The organism is Salinimonas profundi, from assembly GCF_014750655.1.
Lineage (GTDB): Bacteria > Pseudomonadota > Gammaproteobacteria > Enterobacterales > Alteromonadaceae > Alteromonas > Alteromonas profundi_A.
In genome coordinates this window covers 137319-150529 of sequence record NZ_JABBXD010000005.1, presented here as the reverse complement: position 1 = coordinate 150529, position 13211 = coordinate 137319, and the positions used below count along the sequence as shown (strand labels likewise).

Below are 13211 nucleotides of genomic sequence, written 5' to 3'. Positions count from 1 at the left end.
CGGAGGGTTAGTAGAAATTGTAGTTGAAGTTAAGCATATACGATGGGCCAAACTCGCGACGCAGCGTGACCAACCCGTTACCATCGCGGGTCTCTTCATCCTCGTCGGTCAGGTTAGTGCCCTGTAGCGACACGCGCAGACCTTTCAGGTAATCAATACCACTGTCTGCAAAATCGTAGCTGATTTGTGCATCGACCTGCGTGATCCCGTCGCGTGTTGCCTGTTCAATTTTGTTTGAACCGCCGCGCTGATAGGTCAGATACTCAGAACGATCCGTTGCTGCAACCCGAACTTCAAAACCACCTGTTTCATAGTAGGCAGTTAGTGAGTATACGCGATCCGATTGTCCCGGTATTGCCGTGCCATCACTTAGCTCAGCGTCAATGATCGTTGCTGAACCGGCGATACCAAAGCCCTCGAGCATATCTGCCAGCATCGACAACGGTATTTGTGCGGTGAACTCAGCGCCTTTCACCTCACCTTCAAGGCCATCTTCGAAGAACGAGAAGGTGCCCAGATCCGGCGGCATCAGATAAGTACCCGGCGCGTATTGAGTGCCATCCGGACCTACCAGCCCATCAGCGCCCACAGTGCGATCGTGGAATCCGGGAATGAAGTAATTTGCGCCATCATTGGTTGGATCGTTAGTAAAGTCGATAGTCTGATTACCGTCTCTGGTCCAGTTCACCAGGTCTTTATAGAACAGGGCCAGTGACACATAACCTTCGTCTTTAAAGTAATTTTCAAAAGACAAATCGAAGTTATTAGCCTCTAAGGGACGCAGTGTCGGGTTACCCTGGAATTTAGACCACGGGGAGCCGTACTCCGCCACCGCTTCAGGTGTATTGGGTATGGCAATGAGGTTGATGTTCTGATCGAACTTCACAAAACCTGAGGCTTTCATCTGATCGATACGCGCGCGGCTGATCGTTTTAGACGCAGCAAAGCGCACATACTGATTTTCCGCAATTTCAACATTGATATTCAGGCTGGGCAGAAAATGAGAGTAATCATCTGAAATGCTTTGAACGCAAGATTCATCTACCTGGCCATCACCATCAGCATCACACACTTTGAACTTAGCGCCGACGATGCCGATATAACCGGTAGAGCTTTGATCCGTCTGCACATACTGCGCACCCACGTTACCCGTCACAAAGAAACCGGCCAGATCAGTTTCAAAGTCAAACTTGGCAAACAGAGTCGTCACTTCTTCATTAACTTCAAACGTGTCTCCAAGACGATCCGGCTCCAGTAAGCCTGCATCATTAAGTGTGTACTCACCATCGTTGTAAGGGGCAAAGCCGTCGTATGCCACAACCTGACCAAATCCCGCCCAGCTCAAATCAGCAAGGCCGTTGTAGAGGTATTGTTCAGGAATCGCTTCTGATTGAGGATAAGAAGACGCTGTGGCAAAGAAGCCTTTGTTATCTTTACTCTTATAGCGGTCAGAGTAAGCGATACCAACGTTTACTTTACTGATAATTCCCCAGTCGACTAAACCAAAGGTTTCCAGTCGCGCTGTAGTAAGCTCTTCCTCGAAGTCGGCGAAGTTAAGAAAGCCGTCCTGAGCATTGATATAATTGTACGTTTCACCATCGGCGCGTTGTACATCGGTGGCAAACTGATCGGCAAGACTTGCCATACCACCACCCCAGGGTTGTGGACCAGCCAGCTGCAACATTGATGGATCGGCAAATGCGCCAAGACCATTAGAACCGGTAAATACAATGCCGTCCGGACTCATAACGAAGTCGCGGGAACGCGCTTCAGCCGGCGCCAGTGCAGCACCATTTCGCGCCAGACCAGCATAGGATTCACCACGCAGATCGCGCTTGGACGATTCGCTGTCCGCCACATCCAGTTCAACAGACCAGCTGTCGTTCAGGTGGTAGGTAAGATTAATGCCGTAGGTAGAAAGCTCACCGTCTTTTTGCGCCGGGTCAGTACGCAGCACCGGATTGGCGTTTATTTGTGTACCTGTGGAGTTAGCGCCGCTACCGCTCAGCGAGGCCGCATCCAGCTCAAAGGGTTCGATAAACCCACGAATAACGCCCGAGTCAGAATAATCGATATCCAGTACATCGACCACGATGTCCCAGTTGTCACCCGGACGCCACTGAACAATACCTGAAATCGTGTCACGCTCCAGTACGCGACTGATAGCCTGGGTATCAAGACCGAAGGGTAACAGCGCGCCATTATTGTCACCGTAGCCCCATACTCCGTACTTACGTTCGTTACGTGGTGATTCGGTTGAGGCAATAGCCAGCGCAACACCGAGAGTATCGTCGGCGAGCTTTTCTACGAAAGACAATGCATAGCGGTGACCTTCGTTATCGAATTCTGGGTTGTCAGAGTCATTGCCACCACGCTCCAGTGTACCTGTTAGCGTCAGGGTTTCCTGTGCTGCCAGCGGACGTACTGTCTGCAAGTCAACGGTACCACCAATCCCCTGAACCAGCAGAGACGCATCGGTGGTTTTGTAAATCGTTGCACCCGTCATTATCTCAGAAGGATAAAGATCGTATTCAACGCCACGGTTGTCGCCGATACCAATAAGCTCGCGACCATTTAACGAGGTGCCGGTGAAGTCTTCTTTAAAGCCGCGAACCGATATACCGGAGGTTCGCCCGCCAACACGCTCACCGGCAAGGCCAGGCAAGCGGGCAAGTGATTCTGCGATAGACGAGTCGGGGAGTTTACCGATGTCTTCAGCAGAAATGGCTTCAACGATGGATGTGTTATCCATTTTTACTGCCTGAGCACGAATTAACGAGCCCCTGATACCTTTTACCGCAATGACTTCAACATCTTCATCAGGATTTGACGTGAGTGTGTCCTGAGAAAAGGCGTGAGCGGAATACATGGCCGAACTGACAGCAATTGACAGTAAGGCTGGTTTAAATAGTTGTTTTCTCATCATTTTTTGCGTGCCCTGTTGCGTCTTATAGTTTGTAACATTCGTTACATAGCATTAACAATAGACACAATTTAAAGTTTGCTCAAGAAAAAAACAAGAAAAAACTTAATTGATTAAGTTGTATTATAAATGGGGGTTATGAAAGGTTTATGTGGTGGTTGTGTTTTTTTACTTAATAGATAAAGACGCGGGCGCAATTGTAAATCGAATTCGCCCGCATTTATGGGGGTTAAAGAGAAATATCCAGCTCTTTGAGTTTCCTGGTCAGAGTATTACGTCCCCAGCCCAGTCGGCGTGCCGCATCTTGCTTATGCCCATGAGTAAAATGTAAGGCACGTTCAAGCATTATTTTTTCAAACGTATGCATAGCATCATTCAAAATATCGAATTGTCCGGCATTGAGCTGGGCATCTGTCCATCTTGCCAGTAATTCAGGCCAGTCACCGGCGTTTTTACCTTCGGCGTCGCGGCTTCCCTCGTTATGGATCTCGGGAGGTAAATCGTGAGGAAGCACCTCTTGCCCACTGGCCATCACCGTCAGCCAGCGGCAGACATTTTCCAGTTGCCTGACGTTTCCGGGCCAGGGCAGACGCGCCATCAATTTTTCAGTTTCTTTGCTCAGGGTTTTGGTTTCCACATCAAGTTCAATGGCGGCCTGGCGAAGAAAATGCTTGGCCAGTAAACCGATATCTTCACGGCGCTCTGCCAATGAGGGAAGGTGGATACGAATCACGTTGAGACGGTGAAACAAATCTTCGCGGAACTTGCCCTGTGCTACGCGCTGCTCAAGGTTTTGGTGTGTCGCCGCAATAATGCGAACGTCTACGGTAACAGACTGATGACCGCCAACCCGATAAAACTGCCCGTCTGCCAGGACACGCAAAAGGCGGGTTTGCACATCCAGCGGCATATCTCCGATTTCGTCAAGAAAAAGCGTACCGCCGTTAGCTTGTTCAAACCGGCCCTGGCGAGCATTTTGAGCGCCTGTAAATGCGCCCTTTTCATGGCCAAATAACTCCGACTCCACCAGATCGGCGGGGATGGCTGCCATGTTCAGTGCAATGAACGGATTGGCTGCCCGCGGGCTATGGCGATGTAACGCCTGGGCCACCAGCTCCTTACCGGTTCCTGACTGACCATTGATTAATACACTGATCGATGAGCGGGAAAGTCGTCCAATGGCACGAAATACTTCCTGCATCGCCGGCGCCTCGCCGATAATCTCAGTAGCTGATTCGACGGGCGGCGCTTCCTGGTGCCGCTTTTGCTCTCTGGCGTGAGCTAACGCTCGCTGGGTAAGGGTGACCGCCTCGTCAATATCGAAAGGTTTGGGCAGGTACTCAAAAGCACCGCTTTGGTAGGCATTGACTGCGCTATCCAAATCGGAGTGTGCCGTCATTATGATGACCGGTATCATTGTATTTACGTCGTGCACTTCCTGAAGCAGTGCCATACCGTCCATCTGAGGCATACGAATATCTGAAATGACGACCTCAGGAGACTGGCCACTGTGCAGCTGGCGTAACAGATCTTCCGGGTTTTCAAAGCAGATACAGCTGATGTTGGCAGCCTGAAGGGCTTTTTGAATGACCCAGCGAATAGAGCTGTCGTCGTCTACAATCCAGACGGATTCACTGTTCATCAATTAACTCCTTTCGGTCTATAGGAAGATAGAGGGCAAATTCGGTATATCCGGCATGACTATCAACATCGATGCGTCCGCCATGGTGATTAATCAAAGTCTGTGCAATGGATAATCCCAGCCCGCTGCCATGTTTCTTACTGCTTACCATGGGGTAAAACAGCGTATCTTTTATTTCATCCGGAATGCCCGGACCGTTATCAGCGATGATAATTTTAGCAACCAGCGGGTGGCGCTTTCCCTGTATTGTCATCTGCCGTTCTACACGCGTCTGCAAACGAATGCGCGGGTTCTCGATTGCTGCCTCCGTCAGCGCCTGTACACTGTTACGCAGAATATTCAGTACGGCCTGCTGTATCATGTCCTGATCGACATGAATATCCGGAATGCTCGGATCATAGTCACGAATAATTGTGATGGGGTTGTCTGAGTCCATCCGCATCAGACTACGGACTTTCTCCAGCGCCTGATGGAGATTACTCCATTGTAAGCGGGGCAGGGCGTTAGGCCCAAGCAGCCGATCCACCAGATTGCGCAGCCGATCAGACTGTTCAATGATCATCTGCGTAAACTCTTTGAGCGCCTCACTGTTGAGCTCTTTTTCCAAAAGCTGGGCGGCGCCCCGGATACCGCCAAGCGGGTTTTTAATTTCATGTGCAAGACCGCGAACCAGCTCTCTGGCTGCATAGTGCTGGGCATTTTGCAGATTTTCACGGGAAATACGCTTTTGCTGGTCTATCTGGCGTACTTCGAATAACAGGCGCGCCCGAGACTCAATTTGCAGGTTCGTGACGGTCAGGTCAGCCATCACGAAGCGATTGTCTTTAAACACTAACCTGACTTCATTTTCGGTAAAGTCCTCGCCCCGGCGCATGGCCGCTTTTAAGCGGGACTGCTTGATCGCGCCGGGTAAGAAAAAATCGTAAAGCGGATGACCGTAAAGTTGCTTGGTGCCGGTTTCAAATAGCGCCTCACCAGCATGATTGGCGTAAACGATATTGAGCTGATCATCAACCATGACCAGTGCGGTATTCAGATTATCGAGCAGATTAAATGGCGCCTGAGCGAAGCCATGCATGATTGCAAATACTCCTTTGCACTATCCTGGTGCATTGTACACTGTCGTTTTAACAGCGCAATGTTGCCTATGCACCAAAACCTTCATCATGAAAGCCCGTTATGGCAGGGGGTTAAGCGCTACTGACTGTTTTGTGTGTTAATCAGCGCTGAGGCTTGGTGCATATAAAATGTTTGTTCGTTGCTCGATGCAAGAGTCTTGCCCGACTTGTCCAGTAGCTGAATACTAAAGGTATGCGTTCCACGATTAACACCGGTGAGTGAAAACTCGCCATTGGCGCTGGTTTTAACGATCTCGCCGTTCATCGTCAACTGATAGGGGCCTGACGATTTGGGTTGCGAAGATGCCCTGATGGTCATGGAGCCGCTATTGTCCCTGACGGTCGCCTCAGGCGCCGGGTGCGATACTGAGACCTGGTAATCGGGCGTCGGTTGTGCCTGTCGCTTCGCAGCATTGTCTTGAGGGGAAACTGGCTTGGGAGAACTAACGGGCAGGCTTTGTGCGACATTAGACGTCTTAGCTTCAAAGGTCACCGGCTCACTTTGCTTCGATGGTGTGTCCGTGTAAACCACCGTACCGTCTTCCTTTTCTATTTTATAGACCTCTTGTCCGTGCACGGTACCCAGCATTACGCTGATGCTTATTCCTGCCAAAAGCACTGATATTTTCATCGTTCACTCCTTTTCAGTTATAAACATAGTACGTATTCAGGCCTGAAAGAACACAGTTTAGTTAATAAATACGTATGATTTATTGCGTTAATAGTAACACCTTATCTGTCTGTAGCGGCGCTGTTGCTGGCAGCCTGTTCTGTTGCCCGGGATAGTGCGTTATGCACAAAAAAGCCCGCATGATGCGGGCTTTTGATAAGCGTGAAGATTTACACGCTGTAATACATATCGAACTCAACCGGGTGCGTTGTCATACGCAGTGTGGTGACTTCTTCAGACTTAAGATCGATGTAAGCATCGATCATATCGTCTGTCATAACACCACCGGCCTTAAGGAATTCACGGTCGTTGTCCAGCGCCTCAAGTGCCATTTCCAGCGAGCTTGCGACAGTTGGGATGTCTTTGGCTTCTTCAGCTGGCAGATCATACAGATCTTTATCCATGGCATCGCCAGGGTGAATCTTATTCTTGATGCCATCGATACCTGCCATCAACATCGCGGTGAACGCCAGATAAGGGTTACCAGTCGGGTCAGGGAAGCGAACTTCAATACGGCGTGCCTTATCACTTGTTACATAAGGTATACGGATTGACGCAGAACGGTTACGGGCTGAATAAGCCAGCATTACCGGCGCCTCAAACCCAGGTACCAGACGCTTGTACGAGTTTGTAGAAGCATTGGTAAAGGCATTGATTGCGCGGGCGTGCTTAATGATACCACCTACATAATACAGTGCTTCTTCTGACAGACCTGCATATTTATCGCCGGCAAAAATGTTCTTGCCGTCTTTAGAAATTGACTGGTGCACGTGCATACCAGAACCGTTGTCACCTACAAGTGGCTTAGGCATGAACGTCGCAGTCTGGCCGTAAGCATGCGCCACATTGTGTACAACATACTTGTAAATCTGAAGCTCATCCGCTTTTTTCACCAGTGTATTAAACTCACAGGCGATTTCGTTCTGACCTGCGGTAGCAACTTCGTGGTGGTGCGCCTCGATACGCAGACCCATTTCTTCCATGACCAGACACATTGCAGCACGTGTATCATGGGCAGAATCTACCGGTGGAACCGGGAAGTATCCGCCTTTCACGCCTGGACGGTGAGCCAGGTTACCGCCTTCAAAGTCTTCACCTGAGTTCCACTTCGCTTCAGATGAATCGATTTTGTAGAACGAGCCACTCATGTCTGTGTGGAAGCGAACATCATCAAAGAGAAAGAATTCTGGCTCCGGACCAAAGAAAGCCGTATCACCGATACCTGTTGATTTCAGGAATTCCTCGGCACGGCGAGCCACTGAACGCGGGTCACGCTCGTAACCTTCAAGCGTAGTAGGCTCAACGATGTCACAACGAATGTTGACCTGTGTCTCTTCAGCAAACGGGTCAAGCACAGCAGACGTTGAATCAGGCATCAGAATCATGTCTGACTCATTAATACCTTTCCAGCCGCTGATTGAAGACCCGTCGAACATCTTGCCTTCTTCAAAAAATTCGTCGTCGACCAGAGCTGCCGGAATAGATACGTGTTGCTCTTTACCTTTTGTATCAGTAAAACGTAAATCGACAAATTTCGCTTCACTTTCTTGAATCAGCTCTAATGCCTTTTCTATTGACATCGTGTCCTCCAGGTTTTGATGTATTAGCGCAGGAAAAACAATGTTTCCTGTCTTAAGTTAAAAACGTCGAAGCGATATTCATGCCATTTGTCGACATCCGCAAATTCGCGGGATAGACAAATGTTCACGGAAAAAACGGATGATTTAGTGCACCACTAAAGTGCAGTGACGCTTCTTTGTGGTGCAATATCATGACCGCTCGACTCACTCAGCGTGCGTTATGCTGGTGCGGCAACCACGCGTTCAACAGCGCACTAAGTGTTATTTTCTTCTCTACAGGCGTTCATACACCTGTTTTTCTCATTGAGATTACCTGAGTGATGGAAAATAAACGAAAAAACAGGCGAAAAGCCTTGAGAATTTCTGTACAATCCGCGCACATTTCATCTCTGCAAAATTTTTCACTTCCAAAACCGGTCCCTCTGGGTAGTACCGGGCAGGTAATACAGGCTCTATTTAATGAATACTTACGATATTTCAAAGTTACGCAACATCGCGATTATTGCGCACGTTGACCATGGTAAAACAACGTTGGTTGATAAGCTGTTGCAGCAGTCCGGTACATTAGAAAGCCGTGGCGAAGCAGAAGAACGCGTTATGGACTCGAATGATATCGAGAAAGAACGTGGCATTACCATTCTGGCGAAAAACACGGCCATCAACTGGAAAGACTACCACATTAATATCGTGGATACTCCCGGACACGCCGACTTCGGTGGTGAGGTAGAGCGTGTAATGTCGATGGCTGATTCTGTATTGCTATTGGTTGATGCGCAGGAAGGCCCAATGCCGCAAACACGCTTTGTAACGCAAAAAGCGTTTGCGCAGGGACTGAAGCCGATCGTCGTTATTAACAAGATTGATAAGCCAGGTGCACGTCCTGACTGGGTCATGGATCAGGTCTTCGATTTGTTCGACAACCTGGGTGCCACTGACGAGCAACTGGATTTCGATGTCGTTTACGCTTCTGCGATTAATGGTTGGGCGTCACTGGATGCCGATACTGTGGGTACAGATATGAACCCGCTGTTTGAAACCATCATTGAAAAGGTTAACGCGCCAAATACTGATCCGGAAGGCCCGTTCCAGATGCAGATTTCTCAGCTGGACTATAACTCATACGTTGGCGTTATCGGTGTTGGCCGTGTTAAGCGTGGTTCGGTTAAAACTAACCAGCAGGTCACGATCATCGATAAAGATGGCAAAACTCGCAACGGTAAAGTTGGGCAGGTACTGACGTATCTTGGTCTTCAGCGTTTTGAGGCGGAAGTGGCCAGTGCCGGTGACATTATTGCGGTAACGGGTCTGGGCGAGCTGAAAATCTCAGATACTATCTGTGATGTTAATAATGTAGAAGCACTGCCAGCACTGACAGTCGATGAACCTACAGTTACCATGACATTCCAGGTTAACACCTCGCCATTTTCTGGTCGCGAAGGTAAATATGTAACCTCACGGAATATTCTGGATCGTCTGAATGATGAGTTGGTTCACAACGTGGCCCTGCGTGTTGAAGAAACCGACAACCCGGATAAATTCCGCGTATCAGGACGTGGTGAGCTTCACCTGGGTATCCTGATTGAAAACATGCGTCGCGAAGGTTACGAACTGGCGGTATCACGCCCTGAAGTAATCTTAAAAGAAGACGAAAACGGCAATATCGAAGAGCCATTTGAAACACTGACCATCGACTGTGAAGACGAAGACCAGGGCTCAATCATGGAGCAACTTGGCTACCGTAAAGCCGAGCTGACTGATATGTCGCCTGACGGTAAAGGTCGTGTTCGTATGGACTTTATAATTCCAAGCCGTGGGTTGATTGGCTTCCAGACTGAGTTCATGACGCTGACCTCAGGCTCAGGGCTTATGTACCATGCGTTTGATCATTACGGCCCGCATAAAGGTGGCAAGATTGGTCAGCGTAAAAATGGTGTACTGATTGCCAACGCAGCAGGCAAGGCGTTGACAAACGCGCTGTTTAACCTGCAGGAGCGTGGTCGTCTGTTCATCGGGCACGGTGTTGAGGTTTACGAAGGCATGGTTATCGGTATTCACAGTCGTGAAAATGACCTGACCGTTAATGCGCTTAAAGGTAAGCAGCTGACAAATGTCCGGGCATCTGGTACTGATGAAGCGCAGACACTGGTTCCACCTGTGAGAATGTCGCTGGAGCAGGCGCTTGAGTTTATCGACGATGATGAACTGGTAGAAGTTACGCCTCAGAGCATCCGTATTCGTAAGCGTTTTCTGACAGAAAACGAGCGTAAACGTGCTTCGCGTGAAGCGAAAGGCTAATCAAAGCCTGTAGTTCGAAATGAAAAAACGCCGGCTTTATGCCGGCGTTTTTGTTTTTTGTATCCCCAATCTTTCAGAGTGGTTGGCATTTTGTGAAGATTTTCCTGCGGCTGAGGAAAAATCAATAACATAGGTCTATACTCTGGCAACCAGCGTTCTGTTGAGTTGTTATGTCCAGTCTGCCCGTCGTGATCATTGATGATGATCCTGTCACTGTTCAAATCATATCTGAAGCATTACACCAGTGCGGCAATATAGATGTTTACAGCTTTACCCGAAGTAAACAGGCACGTGACTTTCTGCTCAAACAGTCAGACGACTCCGTCGCGTTGATAATCAGTGATCAGTGTATGCCAGACTATGACGGCATTTCACTATTAACACTGTGGCGCAACAAAGGCATGCAGACGCCTTTTTTGTTGCTAACGGCTGATGCAACCCGTTCTACTGTTATCAGTGCCAGACAGCACGGCGTGACACAGTTTGTTGCTAAGCCCTTCGCGATAGCTGAGCTTCTGAATAAGGTTCATACACTGCTGCGCTAATCACTGCGTGTCGCGTCCATCTCATTCCTAAATCATCTAACGCTATACTGGATAGCATCATAAGGACTTGGTTACACTGCCTTAACAGTAATTATTAACCAAGGATTGCCAGTCGTGACCTATAGTTTTGATAATACCCCTTCCAGAGAAGGAACCTATTCGTTCAAATGGGAAAAATACAAAGGACAGGATATTATTCCGGCCTGGGTAGCCGATACCGAGTTTCGCTGTGCTGATCCTATATTGGAAGCACTGCAGGGCAGGGTGGAGCACGGTAATCTGGGCTATGTTCTGCCCGGACAGTATCAGCCTGCCATTGATGCCGTGGTGAGATGGCTTAAGGATAAACACGACTGGCAGATTGATCCACTCTGGTTGGTCTGGACACCCGGCGTAGTGCCTGCTTTCAACGCAACCTGCAAAGCATACTGTAATCCGGGCGATAAGGTCATGGTTCAGGTACCTAATTATCCGCCCTTACTGGCCGCACCGAAGCTTAACGGCCTGGAGCGAGTCAGCATCGATACCATCGAGAATGATGGTCGCGCCACGTTAGATCTGGCGCAACTCGCGCAGGCAGCCAGCGATCCGGCCTGTAAATTACTGATACTCTGTAATCCGATGAATCCGGTGGGCTCGGTACTTAACCAATCCGAACTTTCTGAGATAGCCCGTATTTGTAATGAAAATGACGTTGTATTGTGCTCGGATGAAATCCACTGCGACCTGATCCTTGATGAGGATAAAACGCATTTGCCTGCCGGGCGTGACGCAAAGCTTAAAGATAATAGTGTGACACTCATGGCGGCCAGTAAAACGTTTAATATTGCAGGGCTGGGCGCTTCTTTTGCCATCATTCCCGATGCTGGTCTGCGTCAGAAGTTTGTAAAGGCGGCGGCGGGCATCGTGCCATGGGTTAATCAGCTAGGGCTGTTGGCCACCGAAGCCGCATTTACCCGATGCGATGACTGGCATCAGGACCAACTGAATTATCTGCGTGAGAACCGCGCGCTTGTTTATAATCGAATCAATGCTATTGAGGGATTATCGATGCACCACCAGGAAGCGACATTTCTGGCGTGGGTGGATGCCTCTGGGCTGGGTGTAGAAAACGTGCAGCGCTGGGCCGAGAAAAAGGGCGTTGGCCCTTCTCCCGGCGCGGATTTTGGTGCACCGCAGCATTTTCGGATTAATTTTGGCTGTAGCCGGAAGATGCTGACCGACATTCTGGATCGACTGGCTTCAGAATAACGAAGCCAGCTTATAAAAGCCCAGACACACGACAAATCCAACCACAACAATGCCCAGCGCGTTACTGGGCATTTTATTTTTAAATTCACCCAGTGTTTTTCCCTTATTCATCACTACCAGCAAAAAGATTGCAACAATGGGTAATAATAAGCCATTGGCTGCCTGCGCAAATAAGATGGCCGCAAGTGGCTTAAATCCGGCTCCGGCGATCACCACACCTGTAGCAATGATCGTCATCCACACTCCCTTGAAAGCGCGGCTGTTCAGATCGGTAGACCAGTTGAGAGCGCCGCATACCGCGTAGCTGGCGGCCAAAGGTGCGGTTATCGAGCTGGTTAGCCCGGCAGCAAAGAGGCCGGCGGCGAAAAACCATTGTGCAGACTCTCCCAGCACAGGCTCCAGTTGTTTGCCCATGTTAGACGCATCCATTTGTGCTTGCTGACCAAAGAAAGCCAGCATGGCTGTTGCCATAACAACCAAGGTGATGAGACCACCAAAACCGATAGCAAAGATCGACTGCTTTCTGGATGCATCAATGGCTGCTGCCTTATCTTCACCTGCGTAATTCTGAGCTGTCAGGCTGGCATGTAAGAACAGGTTATAAGGAACAATGGTGGTGCCGATTAATGCCAGTATCATGGTGATGGCCTTGGCGTCCAGCCTGGGCGACAGTGCCTGGTCAAGCATGGCAGACCAGTCTGGGCTTGCAGCAAACAACGTAACAAAGAATACCAGCGCCATCGCAATCACCAGTATGACCAGCACCGACTCAATCATCTTGTATTTACCGCTGTACAGTAATGCAGCAGAAATTCCTCCCAGAATCATCGCCCAGTTTCCTGTACCTATCTGCAAAAAGGCATCCAGCCCAATGGCAGCACCGGTCAGATTGCCTGATTCATAGGCTGCGTTGCCAAGTCCTACTGCGGCGATGACCAGCGCAGAGAAAAATATTTTGAGCCCGCGATTGTCGCTGATATCTTTCAGTCCTGCCGCTAAGCCATTGCCGGTGGCAATACCCAGGCGCGCCGCCATGTCCTGTAACACCATGGTCGCAACAATAGAAAACAGCAGTGCCCACATCAGGTGAAACCCGAAGTTCGCACCCGCGATACTTGCCGTTGTTACCGTGCCCGGTCCAATGAATGCCGCAGCAATGATAAATCCGGATTTGTCTTTTGCCATAA

General features: G+C 49.4%; 9 protein-coding genes. 3 read left to right on the top strand and 6 right to left on the bottom strand.

Annotated elements, in window-relative coordinates; translation table 11 throughout:
* Positions 1–7 precede the first annotated feature (7 nt).
* From HHX48_RS10705 to glnA, 5 genes are all read right to left on the bottom strand, one after another.
* Positions 8–2869, bottom strand: a complete 2862-nt coding sequence (locus tag HHX48_RS10705; protein WP_397541081.1) for a TonB-dependent receptor — start codon at positions 2867–2869, stop codon at positions 8–10.
* 283 nt (positions 2870–3152) lie between these two features.
* Positions 3153–4565 carry a nitrogen regulation protein NR(I) gene (gene glnG, locus HHX48_RS10700; RefSeq protein WP_191024958.1) on the bottom strand — a complete coding sequence of 471 codons (1413 nt, stop codon included), beginning with the start codon at positions 4563–4565 and terminating at the stop codon, positions 3153–3155.
* On the bottom strand, positions 4555–5643 hold the full coding sequence (gene glnL, locus HHX48_RS10695) for a nitrogen regulation protein NR(II) (RefSeq protein WP_191024957.1): 1089 nt from the start codon (positions 5641–5643) through the stop codon (positions 4555–4557). The genes glnG and glnL overlap by 11 nt, the downstream gene beginning before the upstream one ends.
* 119 nt (positions 5644–5762) lie before the next feature.
* Positions 5763–6314: a DUF4124 domain-containing protein gene (locus HHX48_RS10690; protein WP_191024956.1), complete on the bottom strand. Its 552-nt coding sequence runs from the start codon at positions 6312–6314 to the stop codon at positions 5763–5765.
* Positions 6315–6523: 209 nt separating this feature from the next.
* The gene (gene glnA / locus HHX48_RS10685; protein WP_191024955.1) at positions 6524–7933 is read right to left on the bottom strand and encodes a glutamate--ammonia ligase; all 1410 of its coding nucleotides are present in this window, start codon (positions 7931–7933) and stop codon (positions 6524–6526) included.
* 459 nt (positions 7934–8392) lie between these two features.
* Between glnA and typA the strand changes: the two genes are divergently transcribed.
* The 3 genes from typA (at position 8393) to HHX48_RS10670 (ending at position 12024) form a co-directional block, all read left to right on the top strand.
* On the top strand, positions 8393–10228 hold the full coding sequence (typA, locus tag HHX48_RS10680; protein WP_191024954.1) for a translational GTPase TypA: 1836 nt from the start codon (positions 8393–8395) through the stop codon (positions 10226–10228).
* Positions 10229–10398: 170 nt separating this feature from the next.
* Entirely contained in the window at positions 10399–10773 is a 375-nt protein-coding gene (locus HHX48_RS10675) for a response regulator (protein ID WP_191024953.1), read from the top strand.
* 114 nt (positions 10774–10887) lie between these two features.
* Positions 10888–12024 (top strand): MalY/PatB family protein, encoded by a 1137-nt coding sequence (locus HHX48_RS10670; RefSeq protein ID WP_191024952.1) that lies wholly within the window; start codon positions 10888–10890, stop codon positions 12022–12024.
* Here HHX48_RS10670 and HHX48_RS10665 read toward each other — a convergent pair.
* A complete protein-coding gene (locus HHX48_RS10665; protein ID WP_191024951.1) occupies positions 12016–13209 on the bottom strand; it encodes an Nramp family divalent metal transporter in 1194 nt (397 codons plus the stop codon). The genes HHX48_RS10670 and HHX48_RS10665 overlap by 9 nt on opposite strands.
* Between the last annotated feature and the right edge of the window lie 2 nt (positions 13210–13211).

Excerpts from the sequence above, each read along its gene's own strand:
- HHX48_RS10705 (WP_397541081.1), bottom strand. The coding sequence starts at position 2,869 with ATGTATTCCGCTCACGCCTTTTCTCAGGACACACTCACGTCAAATCCT.
- glnG (WP_191024958.1), bottom strand. The coding sequence starts at position 4,565 with ATGAACAGTGAATCCGTCTGGATTGTAGACGACGACAGCTCTATTCGC.
- glnL (WP_191024957.1), bottom strand. The coding sequence starts at position 5,643 with ATGCATGGCTTCGCTCAGGCGCCATTTAATCTGCTCGATAATCTGAAT.
- HHX48_RS10690 (WP_191024956.1), bottom strand. The coding sequence starts at position 6,314 with ATGAAAATATCAGTGCTTTTGGCAGGAATAAGCATCAGCGTAATGCTG.
- glnA (WP_191024955.1), bottom strand. The coding sequence starts at position 7,933 with ATGTCAATAGAAAAGGCATTAGAGCTGATTCAAGAAAGTGAAGCGAAA.
- typA (WP_191024954.1), top strand. The coding sequence starts at position 8,393 with ATGAATACTTACGATATTTCAAAGTTACGCAACATCGCGATTATTGCG.
- HHX48_RS10675 (WP_191024953.1), top strand. The coding sequence starts at position 10,399 with ATGTCCAGTCTGCCCGTCGTGATCATTGATGATGATCCTGTCACTGTT.
- HHX48_RS10665 (WP_191024951.1), bottom strand. The coding sequence starts at position 13,209 with ATGGCAAAAGACAAATCCGGATTTATCATTGCTGCGGCATTCATTGGA.